General features: G+C 70.9%; 17 protein-coding genes. 6 read left to right on the forward strand and 11 right to left on the reverse strand.

Features of this window, described 5'->3' with window-relative positions; translation table 11 throughout:
• Window positions 1-111 precede the first annotated feature (111 nt).
• Genes ACWF7A_RS22530 through ACWF7A_RS22550 form a run of 5 tightly spaced genes read left to right on the forward strand, consistent with a single transcriptional unit; the run spans window position 112 to window position 5,316 of the window.
• Window positions 112-978 carry a hypothetical protein gene (locus ACWF7A_RS22530; RefSeq protein WP_452252433.1) on the forward strand — a complete coding sequence of 289 codons (867 nt, stop codon included), beginning with the start codon at window positions 112-114 and terminating at the stop codon, window positions 976-978.
• Complete coding sequence (locus ACWF7A_RS22535; RefSeq protein ID WP_452252434.1) at window positions 978-1,622, forward strand: hypothetical protein; 645 nt, start codon at window positions 978-980, stop codon at window positions 1,620-1,622. The genes ACWF7A_RS22530 and ACWF7A_RS22535 overlap by 1 nt, the downstream gene beginning before the upstream one ends.
• 39 nt (window positions 1,623-1,661) lie before the next feature.
• Window positions 1,662-4,106 carry an ABC transporter permease gene (locus tag ACWF7A_RS22540; RefSeq protein WP_452252435.1) on the forward strand — a complete coding sequence of 815 codons (2,445 nt, stop codon included), beginning with the start codon at window positions 1,662-1,664 and terminating at the stop codon, window positions 4,104-4,106.
• A 20-nt stretch (window positions 4,107-4,126) separates the two neighbouring features.
• Window positions 4,127-4,702 carry an ABC transporter ATP-binding protein gene (locus tag ACWF7A_RS22545; protein WP_452252436.1) on the forward strand — a complete coding sequence of 192 codons (576 nt, stop codon included), beginning with the start codon at window positions 4,127-4,129 and terminating at the stop codon, window positions 4,700-4,702.
• A complete protein-coding gene (locus ACWF7A_RS22550; RefSeq protein ID WP_452252437.1) occupies window positions 4,678-5,316 on the forward strand; it encodes an ABC transporter ATP-binding protein in 639 nt (212 codons plus the stop codon). The genes ACWF7A_RS22545 and ACWF7A_RS22550 overlap by 25 nt, the downstream gene beginning before the upstream one ends.
• Here the strand turns inward: ACWF7A_RS22550 and ACWF7A_RS22555 are convergent.
• On the reverse strand, window positions 5,289-5,729 hold the full coding sequence (locus ACWF7A_RS22555; RefSeq protein WP_452252482.1) for an Lrp/AsnC family transcriptional regulator: 441 nt from the start codon (window positions 5,727-5,729) through the stop codon (window positions 5,289-5,291). The genes ACWF7A_RS22550 and ACWF7A_RS22555 overlap by 28 nt on opposite strands.
• 2 nt (window positions 5,730-5,731) lie before the next feature.
• Window positions 5,732-6,853 (reverse strand): M24 family metallopeptidase, encoded by a 1,122-nt coding sequence (locus ACWF7A_RS22560; protein ID WP_452252438.1) that lies wholly within the window; start codon window positions 6,851-6,853, stop codon window positions 5,732-5,734.
• A 28-nt stretch (window positions 6,854-6,881) separates the two neighbouring features.
• Here ACWF7A_RS22560 and ACWF7A_RS22565 point away from each other — a divergent pair, with 28 nt between their 5' ends.
• Window positions 6,882-7,826 (forward strand): 5'-3' exonuclease, encoded by a 945-nt coding sequence (locus ACWF7A_RS22565; protein WP_452252439.1) that lies wholly within the window; start codon window positions 6,882-6,884, stop codon window positions 7,824-7,826.
• On the opposite strand, the gene ACWF7A_RS22570 is transcribed toward ACWF7A_RS22565, so the two are convergent.
• The 9 genes from ACWF7A_RS22570 to ACWF7A_RS22610 all read right to left on the reverse strand — a co-directional run bounded on the left by ACWF7A_RS22570 (window position 7,823) and on the right by ACWF7A_RS22610 (window position 18,406).
• On the reverse strand, window positions 7,823-8,992 hold the full coding sequence (locus ACWF7A_RS22570; protein ID WP_452252440.1) for a GNAT family N-acetyltransferase: 1,170 nt from the start codon (window positions 8,990-8,992) through the stop codon (window positions 7,823-7,825). The two genes, ACWF7A_RS22565 and ACWF7A_RS22570, sit on opposite strands and share 4 nt — an antisense overlap.
• The gene (locus tag ACWF7A_RS22575; protein WP_452252441.1) at window positions 8,989-10,047 is read right to left on the reverse strand and encodes a hypothetical protein; all 1,059 of its coding nucleotides are present in this window, start codon (window positions 10,045-10,047) and stop codon (window positions 8,989-8,991) included. The genes ACWF7A_RS22570 and ACWF7A_RS22575 overlap by 4 nt, the downstream gene beginning before the upstream one ends.
• Window positions 10,048-10,102: 55 nt before the next feature.
• Window positions 10,103-10,849 (reverse strand): DUF4333 domain-containing protein, encoded by a 747-nt coding sequence (locus tag ACWF7A_RS22580; RefSeq protein WP_452252442.1) that lies wholly within the window; start codon window positions 10,847-10,849, stop codon window positions 10,103-10,105.
• A gap of 96 nt (window positions 10,850-10,945) precedes the next feature.
• Window positions 10,946-13,687, reverse strand: coding sequence for a DEAD/DEAH box helicase (locus tag ACWF7A_RS22585; RefSeq protein ID WP_452252443.1), 2,742 nt, complete (start codon window positions 13,685-13,687; stop codon window positions 10,946-10,948).
• A gap of 395 nt (window positions 13,688-14,082) precedes the next feature.
• On the reverse strand, window positions 14,083-15,927 hold the full coding sequence (gene htpG / locus ACWF7A_RS22590) for a molecular chaperone HtpG (protein WP_452252444.1): 1,845 nt from the start codon (window positions 15,925-15,927) through the stop codon (window positions 14,083-14,085).
• Between the two features lie 46 nt (window positions 15,928-15,973).
• On the reverse strand, window positions 15,974-16,834 hold the full coding sequence (locus ACWF7A_RS22595) for a diacylglycerol/lipid kinase family protein (RefSeq protein WP_452252445.1): 861 nt from the start codon (window positions 16,832-16,834) through the stop codon (window positions 15,974-15,976).
• A complete protein-coding gene (gene tatC, locus ACWF7A_RS22600; RefSeq protein WP_452252483.1) occupies window positions 16,831-17,739 on the reverse strand; it encodes a twin-arginine translocase subunit TatC in 909 nt (302 codons plus the stop codon). Before tatC ends, ACWF7A_RS22595 begins: the two co-directional genes overlap by 4 nt.
• Window positions 17,740-17,850: 111 nt before the next feature.
• Window positions 17,851-18,141, reverse strand: a complete 291-nt coding sequence (gene tatA, locus ACWF7A_RS22605) for a Sec-independent protein translocase subunit TatA (protein ID WP_452252446.1) — start codon at window positions 18,139-18,141, stop codon at window positions 17,851-17,853.
• The gene (locus tag ACWF7A_RS22610; protein ID WP_452252447.1) at window positions 18,134-18,406 is read right to left on the reverse strand and encodes a bacteriophage holin; all 273 of its coding nucleotides are present in this window, start codon (window positions 18,404-18,406) and stop codon (window positions 18,134-18,136) included. Before ACWF7A_RS22610 ends, tatA begins: the two co-directional genes overlap by 8 nt.
• Between the last annotated feature and the right edge of the window lie 5 nt (window positions 18,407-18,411).

Consider the following 18,411-nt stretch of genomic DNA (forward strand, 5'->3'; position numbering starts at 1 on the left):
CCGCGTCCTCGTCCTGGTCGGCCGTGGGCGCGGGGCCGGTGCCGCGAGGCGCCCTGCCGAGCGTCGAAGACGCGGCGAAGGTCACCCGATCGCGGCACTAGGGTCTCGTGGGTGACGACCACCCCCAGCCTGGAAGCCCTGCTGCGCATCGGACCGTTCCACTCGGCGCTGCGGGCGGCCATCCGCCGCCGGGGCCTGACGCTGGAACGGCTCCGGTCGCGCCTCGCGCACCAGCAGGTGGCGGTCGCGTTGTCGACGCTGAGCGACTGGCAGCAGGGCCGGGTCCGGCCGGTGTCGCCGAAGTCGCTCAAGGCCGTCGAGGTGCTCGAAGAGCTGCTGGAGGTGCCGCCCCGGTCGTTGCTGGACCTGCTGGAACGCACCGGTCCGAGCGGCTGGCCGGACGTCGTGCCCGGCATGATGCCCGGTTTCAACGCCAACGACCTCGAGGTCCTCTCCCGGCACGACAGGGTGTTCGTGGACGCTCGACGGCGTGCTTCGCGCATCGAGTCGCGGGTGGTCGTCCGGGCGCGCCGCGACGGCGTCGACCGCTTCCACGCGCACTACTTCTGCGACGACTCGGTCGAGTCGTCGCAGATCCGGCACGAACCCGTCCGCAACTGCGGTCTCGGCCGGTCCACCCGCGACGACGCCGAACGCCTGGTCGTCGACGAGCTGCTGTTCGGCAAGCCGTTGCGCGAGGGCGAGACCTGGGTCGTCGAGTTCGTCGCGCACGACTCGACGCGGCTGGAGAGCGTCGAGTACGCGCACGGCGTGCGGTGCTTCCTCGCGCAGAGCCTGATCGAGGTGCACTTCGACCCGGCGGCGCCGCCCGTCGACCCCCACGTCTACCTGCAGGACTGGGAGGAGCAGGAACCGCACCGCACGATCGACCTGACGCCGGACCACACCAACTCCGTGCACCACTTCGAGACTGACGTGTCGGTGAACTGGGTAGGTATCCGCTGGAGGTGGGCCTGATGATCACCACTGACTACGTCCCCGGAGCGCCGGCCTGGATCGACCTGGGCTCGTCGGACGAGGCGAAGGCCGCGGAGTTCTACGGTGGTGTGCTCGGCTGGGACTACCAGCCGCGCGACACGCCGGGCACCGGCGTGTTCACCCGCGGCGGCGTGGCGGTGGCGGGGCACGTCACCACGCAGGCCGGGTCGTGGACCGTCCACTTCGCGGGCACGGCGCCCACGACCGAGGTCGTGCTGACCGATCCGCACGGCGGCGAGTTCGGGGTGTGGCAGGGACCCGCGGGGCTCGGCGCGGTGTCGGTGCCGGGCTCGCTCACGTGGCTCGAGCTGCACTCCCCCGCCCCCAGCGCGTCGGCGGCGTTCTACCGGACGCTCTTCTCGTGGGAGATCCGGGTGATACCGGGCGCGCCGGGCCAGTTCCTGCAGCCCGCGGGCACGGGCGACGGGCGGATGTTCGGTGCGATCGTCGCGGACACCCAGGCGTTCTGGCTGCCGTACTTCGAGGTGGCCGATGTGGATCAGGTGGCCGCCGCGGCGCCGGTGCTCCTCGCACCCCACGACCTCGACGGAGTCGGGAGGATCGCGGTGCTCGTGGACCCGTTCGGGGCACGCTTCGGGGTCATGCGTTCCGTTACCTCCTGAAGCCTCCCCAAATCGGGCGGCGCCGGTTAGCGTGCGCTGGTGCAGTTGCCGTGGAGAGCCGCGCCCAGGGCAGCGCTGTCGAGCCCGCTCACGTTGCTGGTGAGCATCGCGACGACGTTGCTGCTGGGCTTCGTGGTGGCCGCGGCCGCCCTGCACTCCTCCGCCGCCGGCAGCGCCGCCCTGGCCTACCAGCAGAGCCGGATGTGCCCGCACTCCGTGCACCCCGCGCTCGACGGCGACCGGCTGCCGCTCTCGACGGCCGTCACGATGGCCGCGCGCAGTGACCTCGGCGGCGCCTACTCGCGGATCGGCCGGCCCGACTTCAACGGCATCGCGACCTACGGCCGGTTCGGCTACCGGCCGGACGCGCCGGCGCACCTGACCGTCGTGCAGGGTGGCGGCACCGGGTTGTGGGTGCCGCAGACGATCGCGACGGCCGCACGGGTCAAGGTCGGTGACCGGCTGACCGGGTCGTCGCTGACGGTCACGGCGATCTACGCCGACCTCGCGCAGCCCGTGGACGGCTGGTGGTGCTCCGAGGCGAAGACCGTGGTGCCGAACCCGCTGGCCGGTGACGGCGTCAGCACGTCGGTGATCTGGGTGCCCACGGCGGCCGATCTCTCCTTGCTGCCACCGGAGTTCGCGGAGAACGCCACGGTGACGCTGCGGTTCGCGACCCCGCCGCTGACGACGCTCGCCGAGGCGGAGGCGTTGCGGGACAAGGGCAACGCCACGCTGGCGGCGCTCGGCCTGCCGTTGACGAGGACCGACCTGCTCTCCGGTGCCATCACGGCGGCCCGGACCTCGGAGCGCAACGTGTCGTCCGCGCTGCTGCCGCTGGTGCTCATCAGCGTGCTGGTCGGGCTCGCGGGAGTCGGCACGGTGACGGTGCAGTGGGCGCAGCGCCGGCATTCCGAGCTGCGGTTGCTGTGGGTGCGCGGCGCGAGCCCGCTGGCGTTGGGCTTCCGCAGTGTGCTGGAGCTCGGATCGCCTTTGGTGCTGGGCGGTGTGCTGGGACTGGTGGTCGCCCGCCTGCTGCTTCCGCTGTACGCGCCGGGTGTGGTGCTGGCGCCCGGAACGCTCTGGGTGGCGCTGGGGTTCGTGCTGGCCGTGGTGGCGCTGAGTCTCGCCGTGACGGTGCTGGTGGCCTCGTGGCGGGCGCATCGGACGTTCCAGGGGCGGGCCCGGTCGCGGCGGCTCGGGCTGGTGCCGTGGGAGCTGGTCGTCGCCGGGCTGGCCGTGCTCGCGTGGTTCCGCCTGTCGCAGAACGGGCTGGGCACGGCGCTCAAGCCCGGTTCGCTGCCGCGCATCGACGTGGCCGCGCTCGCGTTCCCCCTGCTCGTGGTGCTGGCGGCGGCGTTGCTCGCGACGCGGCTGCTGCGCTGGTCGCTCGGGTGGTCGCACCACGTGCAGTGGTGGCAGGTCCCGGCCGCGCAGCTCGCGTTGCGCCGTCTCGCCGCCGCGGTCGGGCCGGTGACCGGTGTGCTGCTCGTCGGGGTGCTGGCCGTCGGCACCATCGCCGTCGGCAGCGCGGTGGCGGGCGCCCAGCAGTCGGCGCTGGACTCGAAGTCGGGTGTGTTCGTCGGCGCCAACAGCACCGTCCAGGTGTCGCAGGACGTCGCGCTCGGCCGGATCGCGCTGCCCGCAACGTTACGGGGCAACACGACTCTCGTCGGGGTGAGCACGGGCGCGCTGGTCGTGGACCCCGCGACGTTCACCGACGCGGCCGTGCTGGACGACCCGTCCTCGGTGCGGTCGCTGATCTCGGGGTTGAAGCGCGACGGCGAGATCGCGCCCGCGCTGCGCATCGGCCGCTCGGCGAACCAGGAGATCCAGATCGCCGGACTGCCGCTGATCAAACCAGTGGCGCAGCTGCCGTCGTTCCCGAAGCTCGGCACCCGCGGCTACGTCGTCGCCCGTGACTCGGTGCCCGCCGTCGAACAGGTCGGCTCGTGGCACCTGTGGTCGACGCTTCCGTTGTCCGCCTTGACCTCCGCTCTGAACGCCGAGGGCATCAACTACACGAACGTGGCCGACCGCGCCCGCGTCCTCGACGGTCTGCCGTTCCTCACCGTCGAGTGGACCTTCGGCTTCGTCGCGGCGATCGGCGTCGTCCTGGCCGTGGTCGCCGCCGTGGCCCTGTTGCTCGCCATCGAGGTCCGGCGGCGGCAGAACGCCGTCTCCGGGGCCCTGTCGACCCGCATGGGCATGCGCCCGTCCGTGCTGTGGTCGAGTCATCTGCTGGAAGTGGGCGCGCTGGCGTTGCTGGCCATGGGGATCGGCGTGGTGGCGTCGTTCGCGAGCACCGGCGCGGCCGTCCCGCGCCTGGACCCCGCGCCCTGGCTGAACCCCGCCCCGATGCTGCCGGACCTGCTGCCGTTGCTGGGTTCGATGGTGACGTGCGGCGCTCTGGTGGTCGTCGTGGCGGCCTGGCTTGCGTTGCGCGGTGTGCGCACCGCGCGGATGGGAGAACTGCTCAGGTGATACGCGCTTGTGGCGTAGGGGTGTCGTACGGTTCGGTGCGCGCCGTCGCGGACGTGTCGCTGTCGATCGCGCCCGGCCTCACCGTCCTCTCAGGACCGTCCGGCTCCGGCAAGTCGACGCTGCTGCGCGTGCTCTCGCTGGTCGAACGGCCGTCGCTCGGTGAGGTGTTCGTTCACGACGTGCCGACCTCGTCCATGTCGTGGGCGGAGCTGCGTGCGTTGCGCAGCAAGGAGATCGCCGTGGTGTTCCAGAACCCGGCGGACAACCTGATCTCGCACCTGACCGTCGGCGAGAACCTGCGCGCGGCCGGTGCCGACGACCTCTCGCTGCTGGACCGGCTCGGGCTCGGCGGGTCCGCGACCTGGCGGATCGGGGCCCTGTCGGGCGGGCAGCAGCAACGCCTGGCGTTCGGATGTGCCCTGGCCCGCGGCGCTTCCGTCGTGGTGGCGGACGAACCGACCTCGCAGCTCGACGTCCGGTCGGCCGACCTCGTGCTGGAGACGCTCGGATCGCTGCCGGTGCCCGCCGTGGTCGCCTCGCACGACCCGCGGCTGGTCTCGCTGGCGGACCTGTGCATCCCGCTGGCCGCGTCGTGATCCGGGCGGACGGGGTGCACCGGGCGTTCGGCGGGGTGTCCGTGCTGCGCGGGGTGGACCTGGCCGTCGCCGCCGGTGAGCTCGTGACGCTGAGCGGGCCGTCCGGGTCGGGCAAGACCGCGTTGCTGTCCCTGTTGTGCGGCTTCGACTTCCCGGACAGCGGGTCGGTGTCGCCCGGCCTGGCCTCCTGGTCCGCCTGCGCCGTGCTGCCCCAGTCGCTCGGGCTCGCGTCCGAGCTGACGCTGGAGGAGAACGTCGCCCTGCCGTTGCGGCTGGCCGGGCGGGAGGTGGCCGGAGTCGCGGAACTGCTGGCGGAGCTGGGGATCTCACGGCTGGGCGGCCGGTTCCCGGGGCAGGTGTCGTTCGGGCAGCAGCAACGCGCGGCGCTGGCCAGGGCCGTCGTGGCACGGCCCTCCGCCCTGCTGGCCGACGAGCCGACCGCGCACCTGGACTCCGTCAGCGCCGAGGCCGCGGTCGGGTTGCTGCGGCGCGTCGCTGACGAGGGCGCCGCGGTGCTGATCGCCACGCACCACGACGCCGTGCACGCCGTCGCCGACAGGGTGCTCGTGCTGGCCGACGGACGGGTTCAGACCGCGGGCGGCCTGTCCTCGTAAGGCGTCGACAGGACCACCGTCGTCCGCGTCGAGACGTTCGCCGACTCCCGGATCTTCTGCAGGAGCTCCTCCAGCGCGACCGGCGAGCCGACGCGCACGCGCAGGACGTACGACGCGTCCCCCGCCACCGAGTAGCAGGCCTCGATCTCCGGCAGGTGCTCGAGGCGCTTCGGGTAGTCGTCGGGCTCGGACGGGTTGATCGGGAACAGCGAGATGAACGCCGACATCGGCAGCCCGATCTCGGCGCCGTCCAGACGGGCCGCGTAGCCCTTCACGATGCCGCGCTGTTCGAGGCGCTTCACGCGTTGGTGCACCGCCGACACGGACAGGCCCACCCGTTCGGCCAGGTCGGTGAAGCTGCACCGGCCGTCCGAGGCGAGCTCCTTCAGTATCGCTCTGTCGATCTGCTCCAGGGTCAAAGCACCACCAGCTCGTGAGGTCGGTTGTTGAAGGACTCGACGCCGTCCGGGGTGGCGACCACGATGTCCTCGATGCGGGCACCCCAGCGGCCGGGCAGGTAGATGCCGGGCTCCACGCTGAAGGCCATGCCTGCTTCGAGCGGCAGGGAGTTGCCGCTCACGATGTAGGGCTCCTCGTGCACGTCCAGGCCGATGCCGTGGCCGGTGCGGTGGACGAAGTACTCGCCGAAGCCCGCGTCGGTGATGACCTTGCGAGCGACCGCGTCGATCTCCTCGCACGTCACACCAGGCTTGACGGCCTCGACGGCCGCCTGCTGCGCCGCCTGCAGGACCGCGTAGGTCTCCCGGACGTCGTCGTATGTGGGCTCGCCCATCACGTAGGTGCGGGTCGAGTCGGAGTTGTAGCCCTCGGCGACCGGGCCGCCGATGTCGATGACGACGACCTCCCCCGCCTGCACCACGCGCTCGGAGTCGCGGTGGTGCGGCGACGCGCCGTTGGGGCCGGAGCCGACGATCACGAAGTCGGCGACGGTGTGGCCTTCCTCGACGATCGCGTCGGCGATGTCCTTCGCCACCTCGCGCTCGGTGCGGCCGACGCGCAGGAACTCACCCATCCGGGCGTGCACGCGGTCGATCGCCTGGCCCGCCTTGCGCAGCGCGTCGATCTCGGCCGCGTCCTTGCGCATGCGCAGCTCGCGGAGGATCGGCCCGGCCAGCGACTGCGCGCCGCCGACCGCCTGGCCGAGCTTGATGGTGTGCAGGGCGGGCATCATGTCCGCCACCGCGGTCCGGTCGCCCTTGAGCGCGGCCTTGACCAGCGCGTACGGGTCCTCGCCGTCGACCCACGTGACGACCTCGACACCGAGCTCGTCCGTGGGGATGGCCGCGTAGCCCGGCTGCTCCAGCTTCGGCACCACGAGCCGCGGTGTGCCGCCCACGGGCAGCGCGAGGCAGGTGAGTCGCTCGAACGAGTCGCCACCGGCACCGATCAGGTACCGCAGGTCCGAGCCGGGCGAGATGAGGAGGGCGTCGACGCCCGCCTGCTCGGCGGCTGCGGTTGCGCGGTCGAGCCGCGCACGCAGCGCGGACACGTCGATGGGCCCGGTGATCGTTGCCATGGCCGAAAGCCTAGTAGCTTGTCCCTTCGTGAGCTCTCCCCTGGTGCTGCTCGACTCCGCGAGCCTCTACTTCCGGTCGTACTACGCGCTGCCGGACTCGATGACCGCGCCCGACGGCACGCCGGTCAACGCCGTGCGCGGGTTCGTCGACACGATCGCCCGCGTCATCACCGAACGCGGCGCCGCCCGCCTGGTCGCCTGCCTCGACGCCGACTGGCGCCCCGAGTTCCGGGTGAAGGCGCTGCCGTCCTACAAGGCGCACCGGGTCGCCGAGGACGCCGCGGACGGGTCCGAGGAGGTCCCGGACACGCTGACGCCGCAGATCCCGATCATCCTCGACGTCCTCGACGCCGCCGGCATCTGCACCGGCGAGGCGGCGGGCTACGAGGCGGACGACGTGATCGGCGCCCTGGCCCACCACGAGTCCAAGTCGCCGGTCGAGGTCGTGACGGGTGACCGCGACATGTTCCAGGTCGTGCGCTTCGAGCCCACGCCCGTGCACGTCGTCTACGTCGGCCGCGGCTGGAACAAGGCCGAGGTCCTCGGTCCCGAGGAGCTGGCCGCCAAGTACTCGCTGCCCGTCGAGAACGCCGGTTCCGCCTACGCCGACATGTCCGTGCTGCGCGGCGACCCGTCCGACGGCCTGCCGGGCGTCGCGGGCATCGGCGAGAAGACCGCGGCGAAGCTCATCACCGAGTTCGGCTCGCTCGACGCGGTGCTCGAGGCCGTGACGGACCCGATGGACCGCAAGCTCACCACCAAGGCCCGCAACGCGCTCATCGCGGCCGAGGACTACCTGGCGGTGGCGCCCGTGGTCGTCCGCACGGCACTGGACGCCCCGGTCGTGCTGGACCGCGCCGACGACGTGCCGCGCGTGCCCGCCGACCCCGAGCGGCTGCGTGAGCTCACGCAGCGCTGGGGCCTCGGCAGCTCGGTGCCGCGTCTGGTGAACGCGATGGAGCGGCGTCCCTAGAAGAACGTCGAGCAGAGCGGGGCGACGGGGCCGGCGAACAGCGCGTCGGCCTCGGCGAACCGCGAGCCCTCGATCCGCTTGGCGGCGGCGAGGTCGGAGAACCTCGTGTCGCCGAGGTACACGGCTCCGAGCAGGTCGACGGGGATCGTGATGTCAGGGTGCGCCTCGACGCGTTCGGCACCGCCGGACGAGACGCGATAGCAGCCGTCGTTGGCGGGCAGCAGCCTGTCGCGCACCTCGATGACGACGGGGTCGGCGCTGCCGTAGGTGCGGGCGGCGAGCATGCGCGGCACGTCCACCAGCCTCAGCCAGATCTGGTCGTAGACGTCCTTCGTGTACACCACGCGCGGGTCTTCGAACAGCCAGTTCAGCGGATCGTCGAGGGCGGCGTCGACGCTGATCGTGTCGACCAGGTCCAGGCGCGTGAGGTAGATCCAGAGGTCGCGCCACGCGTCGGCGCCGGCCCACGCGAAGTCCTCGACCTCCATGTGGTGCTTGAAGTCCTTGTCCTCCGACACCTTGTAGCAGACGTACCCGTCGTCACCGTCCGGTCCACTGTGGACGACGGTCACCAGGTTGTCGGAGTCGCCCTTGCGGTCGAACGCCCTGACCCACCAGCCCGGCCAGCGGGAGATCTGCCCCGGCCGGTCCAGGCCGAACGTGGTGTGAAGCTCCGGCAGCACCTTCTCCGCGGTGTCCTGGTCGATCATCCGCACCCGCCCGGCCGGCGCACCAGGGATCACGGCCTTGCGCGCGTCGACCCGCAGGAACCGCACCCGCCCTGCGAGTCCGTACCCGAAGCGGCCGTAGATGCGGCCCTCCGACGCACGCAACGTCGCGACGGGCTCCGCGAGCGTCGAGAGTTGCTCCTTCATCAGGGCACTCACCACGCCACGGCGCGTGTAGTCCGCACGCACGCCAACGCGTGACACGGCGGCATGCGGCACAACGGCGCCGCCGGGCACCACCATGGAGCCGCCGAACGTCTGGGTCGTGCCGACCATCTCGTCGCCCTCGAACGCGGCGAGCGCCCGGCCGGGCTCGTAGGAGGGCAGGGTGACCGCCCACTGTTCGTCCGTGGGCGCGCTCCAGTGCATCGCACGGCGGAAGAGCGTGTTGTGGGCGCGGTACTGCGCTTCGTCGGTGAGAACGCGGATCTCCGTCACGCCCGCGATCGTGACTCAGGCGGACGGCGAGCGCACCTCAGTTTCCGCAGGCCCGCCACCACTGCCGCGCCCAGTCGAGGACCTCCTCGAACTGGGCCGGCGTGATCGGTACGGCCTCGTCGTGGAAAGACCCGACGTCGATCCTGCGCAGCACCTCGGTGGGGGGTCCACCCGTCCTCGGTCAGGAAGTCCCACGTCTCCGCACGCCAGCGGTTCACCTGCGGGTCACGGCCGTTGTCCCGCGGCTGCCGGATGATCTGGGAGGCGTTGCGGAGGTCCACCGCGTCGCGTTCGTCGCGGAAGATCCCGTAGTACTGGTACGGGCCGCCCTCGTCGCGGCGCCGGCACAGGTTCATCAGGCGGACCATCTCGCCGATCGCCCGCCGCGCCTCCGGCTCGGTCGCCTCGCGGACGCGGACCGGTGTGCGGTGCCGCAGATCGGAGCGCTCCCACACCAGGTCACGGGTGAAGACCTCCTCGCTGCCGTCGGCACGCACGAGGACGACACCGGCGGGGATCGCGTCGTCCTCGGCCCAGATCACGTGCCACTCGGCCGGTTCCGGTGCCCGGACGCCACGGGCCGCCAGCCGTGCGGCCTCGCCGGCGTCGATCGCGACAGCGGCAGGCCCCGGCGTCGCCCACCTCCGCACGGCGAAGGCCGGGACCTCCTCGCGGCACGGCTGCCACGAGCCGTCCGGGGTGAGCTCGTGCAGGGCCTCGTCCTGGTCCCGCCTCACCAGGCCGTGGCACGCGTCCAGGTCCAGGACGTCCGCCCGTTCGCGGAACAACGCGTGGTAGACGAATCCGTCGGCGTGCGGTCGCCCGTACTTCGCCGCGCGCGTCTCGACGACCATGTCCGTGAGGAACGCCGTGGCGTACTCCGGCCCGGTCTCCCAGGCCCCGACGGGCAGGGCGTCCCCGAGCGTGCTCGACCGCTCCCACACCAGGTCCCGCGTGAAGGTCTCCTCGGTGCCGTCCGGGAACAGCCGCACGACCTTCAGCGGGCACCGCGGCACGGACTCGACGGCGGCGAACACGACATGCCGAACGGACAAGAAAGCCTCCCCCAGAAGTGCTCCGGGGGAGGCTATCGCGAAGTGCGGGCGAGGATCAGCCGGTCGGCTGGCCGACCTCGTACTCGCCGTCCTCGGTCTTGACGACGATCTTGACCTTCTTGTCCTTGCCGCCGACCTGCACCTTGCACTCGAACGAGGTGTTGGGCTTGACCTCGTTCTCACCGCCGCAGGTCGCGGCGCCGACGTCGGAGATCTTGTACTCGTCCTTCAGGATCTGGACGATGCCGGTCTGGACGGCCGTGTTGTCGAAGATCTTCTTCTTGAAGAAGGCCGGCGACACGAACCCGGTGAACAGCACGCCACCGACGAGCAGGACGACGACCACCGCCGCCACCCAGATGGCCGCGCTGGACTTCTTCTTCGGCGGCATCGGCGGGCCGTAGCCCGGCTGCTGGCCGTACGGGTTCGGCTGCTGCTGGCCGTACGGGTCCTGCTGCTGGCCCGGCATGCCGTACTGCTGGGTCTGCTGGCCGTACGGGTCCTGGGCAGGCGTGCCGTACGGGTTCGACTGCGGCTGCTGGCCGGGCACGCCGTACTGCTGCGTCTGCTGCTGCGACGGGTCGAAGCCCGGGTACGGCTGCTGCTGGCCCGGCTGGGGCTGCTGCTGGCCGGGCTGCGGCGGGCCGTACGGGTTCTGCTGCCCCGGCTGCTGAGCCGGGAAGCCGCCGGACGGGGTACCAGGAGGGAAACCGCCCCCGTACGGCTGCTGCGGCGGTTGCGGCTGCTGGCCCCACGGCTGCTGAGGATCGTTCCCTCCGGACGGTCCGTACGGGCTGCTCATCTGTCGACCTCCGTGTGTACGACGTTGCGGCGAAATCCAATCACACCGTGCACGTCAGTCTTTACTCCGACTCGCAAAACCTTCGTCAGGCTCATGTCACATCATCGCCACAACTCCGCGCCTGAGCGCGTCGACGGCCTTGGCGGCGGCCGCGCCGACCGGGTCCTGGCGGCCGACGACCTCGCGGATCTGGTCCAGCAGGTCGATCACCTGCCGGCACCAGCGCACGAAATCGCCTGCTCCGAGCTCGTTCCCACCGGCCTCGGCCGCGCTGAGGACCTTCTCCAGCGACTCGCCGCGCGCCCAGCGGAACACAGGCCACGCGAAGCCGGGGTCGGGCTGGCGGGTGATGCGTTCGAGCTTGTGGCGGCGCTCGTCGTCCTCGATCTCCGCCCACAGCCGCACGGTCTTGAGCATCGCGTCGGCCACCGGGCCCTGCGGCAGGCGTGCCTCGACCGGGCCGTCCCGGCGCGCCTCGTAGACCAGCGACGACACGACGGCGGCCAACTCCTCGGGCTTGAGGCCCTTCCACACACCGTTGCGGATGCACTCCGCGGCGAGCAGGTCAGACTCGCTGTAGAGCCTGGTCAGGCGCTTGCCGTCGGCGGTGACCTCCTCGGCCTCGCTCAGGTAGCCGCGCTCGCGCAGCAACGCGCGGATGCGGTCGAACTGGCGGGCCAGCGAGTGCGTCGTCGCGGCGACCTTGCGCTCCAGCTGCTGGTTCTCGGCCAGCAGCCGGTGGTAGCGCTCGCCCCAGCGGGCGTGGTCCTCGCGCTGGTCGCAGCCGTGGCACGGGTGCGCGCGCAGGGCCCGGCGCAGCGTCGCGAGCTCGGGGTCGTCGTCCGCCGTGGTCTGCCGGCGGCCGCGCGACGGCACGGTGATGCCCGTGTTGCGGATCGTCGACGCGAGGTCGCGCCGCGACTTGGGCGAGCGCACGTCGACCTGCTTGGGCAGCCGGATGTGGCCGAGCACCTCGACCGGCGACGGGAAGTCGGCCGACGTCAGGCGGCCCGACCAGCGGTCCTCGGTGACGACCAGCGGCTTGGCCTCCCCCATCGGCTCCAGGCCGGGGTCGACGACGACGGCGAGACCGCTGCGGCGCCCGGACGGCACGGCGATCACGTCGCCCTTGCGCAGCCTCTCGAGCGACTTGGCCGTCTCGATGCGGCGCGCGTTCGTGTTCTGCTTCGCGAGCTGCTTCTCCCGGTCGCCGATGCGGCGGCGCAGCGAGGCGTACTCCGTGAAGTCGCCCAGGTGGCACGTCATCGACTCGGTGTAGCCCGCGAGCGCCTCCTTGTTGCGCTCGATGCGGCGGGCGAGCCCGACGACCGAGCGGTCCGCCTGGAACTGCGCGAGCGACTGCTCGAGGATCGCGCGCGCGGACTCGGCACCGAGCTGGTTCACGAGGTTGACGGCCATGTTGTAGCCCGGCCGGAACGACGAGCGCAGCGGGTACGTGCGCGTGGACGCGAGCCCGCCGACCGCCTTGGGGTCGATCCCCGGCTGCCAGACGACGACCGCGTGCCCCTCGACGTCGATGCCACGACGGCCCGCACGGCCCGTGAGCTGCGTGTACTCGCCCGGCGTGAGGTCGACGTGCGCCTCGCCGTTGTACTTCACGAGCTTCTCGAGCACGACCGTGCGCGCGGGCATGTTGATGCCCAGCGCGAGCGTCTCGGTCGCGAAGACGACCTTGCACAGCCCCCGGACGAACAGCTCCTCGACCGTCTCCTTGAACGCGGGCAGCAGGCCGGCGTGGTGCGACGCGATGCCGCGCTCCAGCGCCTCGCGCCACTCCCAGAAGCCCAGCACGCCCAGGTCGGCCTCGGGCAGGTCGCGGGTCTTCTCGTCGATGATCCGGCGGACCTCCTCGGTCTCCTCCGGCGTGTTGAGCCGCAACCCGGCCCGCGCCGTCTGCGCGACCGCCGCGTCACAGCCCGCACGGCTGAACACGAACACGATCGCCGGCAGCAACGACGCCGCGTCGAGACGCTGCATCATGTCCGTGCGCGACGGCGGCTTGTACCCGCTGTTGCGCGACGGCCGCCCCGGCCCGCCGCTGCGGTTGCGCCCGCGGCTGAACGGCACGTGGTAGCGCGCGAGCTCCTCGGTCTTGCGCAGCACCTGGGAGTTGATCCGCGCGTGGTTCTGGTCGCCCTCGAACAGGTCGAGGATCTGGTTGCCGACCATCATGTGCTGCCACAGCGGCACGGGCCGGTGCTCGTCGACCACGACGGCGGTGTCGCCCCGCACCTCGACCAGCCACTCGCCGAACTCCTCGGCGTTGCTGACCGTCGCGGACAGACCGACCACCTGCACGTGCTCGGGCAGGTGCAGGATGACCTCTTCCCACACGGGCCCGCGGAAGCGGTCGGCGAGGTAGTGCACCTCGTCCATCACGACGTACGCGAGACCGTCCAGAGTGGACGAGCCCGAGTACAGCATGTTCCGCAGCACCTCGGTCGTCATGACGACGACCGGCGCGCCACCGTTCACGCTCGTGTCACCGGTGAGCAGGCCGATGTTCTCGGGGCCGTACCGGGCGGTGAGGTCGGCGAACTTCTGGTTGCTCAGGGCCTTGATCGGCGTGGTGTAGAAGCACTTGCGGCCCTCGGTGAGCGCGAGGTGCACGGCGAACTCGCCCACCACCGTCTTACCGGCACCGGTGGGGGCGCAGACGAGCACTCCGTGACCGTCCTCCAGGGCCTCGCAGGCCTGGCGCTGGAACGGGTCCAGCTCGAACGAGATCACGGACAGGAAGTCGGTCAGCTTGGGCCGCTGGGCGTTGCGCCGGGAGTGGGCGTAGGCCTCGGCCGGGGACCGCGAAGCACTTGACACCCCTTCAGGCTTTCACATCACACCGACAATTGCCGTCGAGATAGATTAATTTCAACCCACACTGAAGCTATCGAGTCGACTGGCAGGGTCTGCGACGGAGGGGCCGGGGTGGTTCGGCCTGGTCAGACGAGCTGGTGCCGTGGCGGTGCCGGACGTGGGCCGGACGGCGGGGCGCGACACCGGCACCCGCGCGCGGTGGCACGGCTTCGCCGCACCCGAGCGGGCAGTAATGCCACACCTCTCCCGAGCGCGGCGGTACGGATTTGCCGCACCCGAGCGGGCGGAACTGCCACACCCGCACCCGAGCGCGGCGGCACGACGACACCGCACCCGAGCGCGGCGGACCGGCGGTGCCGGCAGGCGCGGTCGCCGCCGCGCCTGCCCGGCCACCAGCGTCAGAACGTGCGCTGCACCCGGTCCGCCACCAGCTTCACGAACCGCGACGGGTCGGCGAGCTCGCCACCCTCGGCCAGCAGCGCCAGCCCGTAGATCAGCTCCGCCGTGTCGGCCAGCGACTCGCGTTCGCCGCCCGCGAACGCCTGGTGCAGGCCCTCGACCAGCGGGTGCGACGGGTTGAGCTCGAGGATCCGCTTGATCTTCGGCATCTCCTGCCCCATCGCCTTGAACATCTTCTCCAGCGTCGGAGTCATGTCCTGGGCGTCGCCGACCACGCACGCGGGCGAGGTCGTCAGACGGGTCGAGAGGCGGACCTCCTTGACGTCGTCGGCCAGCGACGTCCCCATCCAGGTCAGCAGGTCGGAGAACTCGGCGGCCTTGGCCTCGTTGGCCGTCTTCTCCTCGTCGGTCTCCAGGTCGACCTGCCCCTTGGCGACGGACTGCAGCGGCTTGCCGTCGAAGGCGGGGACGGAGTCGACCCACATCTCGTCGATCTGGTCGGTCAGGATCAGCACCTCGAAGCCCTTGGCGCGCAGGGCTTCCATGTGCGGCGACTTCTCGACGGCGACCCGCGAGTCGCCGGTCATGAAGTAGATGTGCTCCTGGCCCTCCTTCATCCGCGAGACGTACGAGGCCAGCGTGGTCTTCGCGTCCTCGGAGTCGGTCGAGGCGAAGGAGCAGACCTCCAGGATCGCGTCGCGGTTGTCCGGGTCGGAGAGCAGGCCCTCCTTGAGCGCGGCGCCGACCTCGCCCCAGAGCTTCGCGTAGTCGTCGGGCCGCGAGGACTGCAGCGCCTTGATCGACTGCAGCACCTTCTTCACCAGGCGGCGGCGCATCAGCTGGATCTGGCGGTCCTGCTGCAGGATCTCGCGCGACACGTTCAGCGAGAGGTCCGCGGCGTCGACGACGCCCTTCACGAACCGCAGGTACTCCGGCATCAGCTCGGCGCAGTCCTCCATGATGAAGACGCGCTTCACGTAGAGCTGGACGCCGCGCTTGCCGTCGCGCATGAACAGGTCCATCGGCGCCTGCGACGGCAGGAACAGCAGGGCCTGGTACTCGAACGTGCCCTCCGCCTGCATGCGGATCGTCTCGAGCGGCGCGTTCCAGTCGTGGCTGATGTGCCGGTAGAACTCGGCGTACTCCTCCTCCGTCACCTCGGAGGCCGGGCGCGCCCACAGGGCCTTGCGCGAGTTGATCTCCTCGCCGCCCAGGCGCACGGGCCAGGTGATGAAGTCCGAGTAGCGCTTGACGATCTCCTTGATCTTCGCCGGCTCGGTGTAGTCCGGCAGGCGGTCCTCGTCGTCGGACGGCTTGAGGTGCAACGTGACCGAGGTGCCCTGCGGTGCGTCGTCCACGTCGTCGATCGTGTACGTGGCCTCGCCGGTCGACTCCCAGCGGACGCCCTTCTCGGCGTGCGGGTACTTCGTCACGAGGGTGACCTTGTCCGCCACCATGAACGACGAGTAGAAGCCGATGCCGAACTGGCCGATCAGGTCGGACGTGCTGCCCGACTGCTGTTCCTTGAGCTGCTTCAGGAACTCCGCGGTGCCGGACTTCGCGATCGTGCCGATGAGCCGCACGACGTCCTCGCGCGTCATCCCGATGCCGTTGTCCCGCACGGTCAGCGTGCGCTCCGCGGGATCGGACTCGATCACGACGTGCAGGTCGTCGACGTCGACGACCATGTCCTTGTCGCGGAACGACTCCAGCCGCAGCTTGTCGAGCGCGTCGGAGGCGTTCGAGACCAGCTCGCGCAGGAACGTGTCCTTGTTCGAGTAGATCGAGTGGATCATCAGCTGCAGCAGCTGACGCGCCTCGGACTGAAACTCCAGCGTCTCCATGAATCCCTACCGAAGAACCGAAAAACGAACCGAACAGCCGTACAACTTAGCGACCCACGACGGTGAGAGCGTCCGGAACCGTGCGAACCGTCACCGGCAACGCCTCCTGGCGTTCGCCGTCGGCGTAGGCGATCCAGCCGTTTCCACCCGACAACGACACCTCGCGCGCGCGGAACGTCCGCACGGCCGGGTGCTCGGTGTGCTTGCCCGTGCGCAACGTCGGCAGCATCCGGACCAGCATCGAGCGGCTGCCGCCCTCGACGACCGTGACGTCGAACACCCCGTCATGGGCGTCGGCCGCCGGGCACACGGGGATGCCGCCGCCGTAGTTCGGGGTGTTGCCGATCGCGACGAGCGTGGCGTCCAGCTCGAACGTCTCCGACTCGGTCTTCACCACCAGCGGCGCCGACCTCAGCGACGCCAGCTCGGCCACGATCGCGAGGTCGTAGCGGCGCGGACCGGCGGGCCAGCGCATCGCGTTCGCCCGCTCGTTGACCGCGGAGTCGAACCCGGCGCACAGCACCGTCGCGAACCACTGCCCCGTCGACAGCCGGCCCAGGTCCAGGGTCTTGCGCGTGCCGTGCACGACGTCCTCGACCGACTGCGAGCCGATGGCCGCCGCCAGGTCGTTGCCGGTGCCCGCCGGGACGACGCCCAGCGCCGTGGACGTGCCCGCGACGGCCTGGATGCCCAGGTGGGCGGCCCCGTCACCGCCGAGCACGACGAGCAGGTCGACCCCGGACGCGACGGCCTCGTGAGCCATCGCCAGCGTGCCCTCGGCGTCGTGCGCGACCAGCTGCGTCAGCGACGAGACGTGGGGACGCAACGCCGCGGCGGTCGACCCGGCCATGCGGGCCGCCCGCCCCTTGCCCGACGCGGGGCAGACCAGCAAAGCCGCCCGCGTCACGTGGCGTCGTCGTAGTTCACGCGCTTCGGGGGCTCCGGAGCGATGACCTTCTCACCGGGGTCGTTGCCCTCGGCGTCGGAGGCCACGTAGTTGAACGGCGCCGCCTCGTCGTCGTCCAGCGCGTCCCAGCCCTCGGCCTTGCGGAGCTTGGCCTTGCGCTTGTCGTGGACGCGGGCGATCTGGGTCGCCATCTCGAACAGCAGCACCAGCGCGAGGGCCAGCACGACCATCGAGATCGGGTCGGTGCCCGGCGTCGCGATCGCGGCGAACACGAACAGGCCCATCATCAGGCCGCGCCGCCACTTCGCCAGCCGCTCGTAGGACAGCACGCCCGCGCGGTTGAGCATCACGACGACCAGCGGGATCAGGAAGCTGACGCCGAAGATGAACAGCATCGTGATGACGAAGTTGATGTACTTGCTACCGGTGAGCGCCGTGACCCAGTTGTCGCCACCGAAGCCGAGCAGCACCTTCAGGCCCTCGGGCACCACCAGGTAGGCGAGCACCGCGCCGGCCACGAACAGCAGCGCGCCGGCGGCGACGAACACGCGGGCGAAGCTGCGTTCCTTCTGGTACAGGCCGGGCGTGATGAACGCCCAGATCTGGAACAGCCACGCCGGGCTGAGCAGCACCGCACCCGCCGCGGCGCCGACCTGCAACCGCACCATGAAGATCTCGAACGGCTCGGTCTGCAGCAGCGCGCAGGTGCCGTTGTTGGTGATGTTCGCCCGGTACTTCGCCAGATCCGGCTGGCAGTACGGCCCCGTCAGGATGTCGCCCAGCGACGGGATCGGGCCGAGGCGCACCTCGAACCAGATGAAACCGAAGATCGCGCCGATGGCGATGAACAGCATCGCCAGACCGAGCCGGTACCTCAGCTCGTAGAGGTGCTCTTTGAGCGACATCGTGCCGTCGGCGTTGCCCCGACGGCGCCTGCCGCGTTCCCGGCGTTCAGCGACCCACCGGAACGGACCTGCCACCGCGTCGACCGTCCTTACAAGTCAGGGACCGGGAGGTCAGTTGCCGGCGGCCTTGTTCTGGCTGGTCTGCTCGATGGGAGGAGCGACCTGGGGCTGCTGGACCGGCTGCGGCTGGGCGGGCGGGAGCTGCTGGACCGGCTGCTGCACGGGCTGCTGCTGCACCGGCGCGTCGTCCGCGTCCTGGTCGCGCAGGCCCTTGGTCTCAGCCTTGAAGATCTTCGCCGACTTGCCGAGCGAACGGGCCATGTCGGGAAGCTTCTTCGCACCGAACAGCAGAATGATCACCACAGCGATGATGATCAGCTCGGTGGGTCCGAGGTTACCCATTGGTGATCCTCCTGTCTCCCCCGCCACGACGATCGTACGCGGGGTTTGCCCTGGTGCGGGCCTGTTCCTCAGGCCGCCGTCCGGCGATGGCCACCTTCAGCGCCGCGGTGCGCGCCTTGAGCAGACCGACGCCGTCACCGACCGCGTCCCCCACCAGAGTGCGGGCGCGGGCGAATCGACGCAAGGATCGGATGACTCGGACCGCGCCTGCGATGAGGACGATCAGGCCGAGCGCGATCAGCGCCAGGGTCGGTGTGGACGGCACAAGCA

The sequence above is a fragment of the Lentzea sp. NPDC055074 genome (assembly GCF_053608005.1).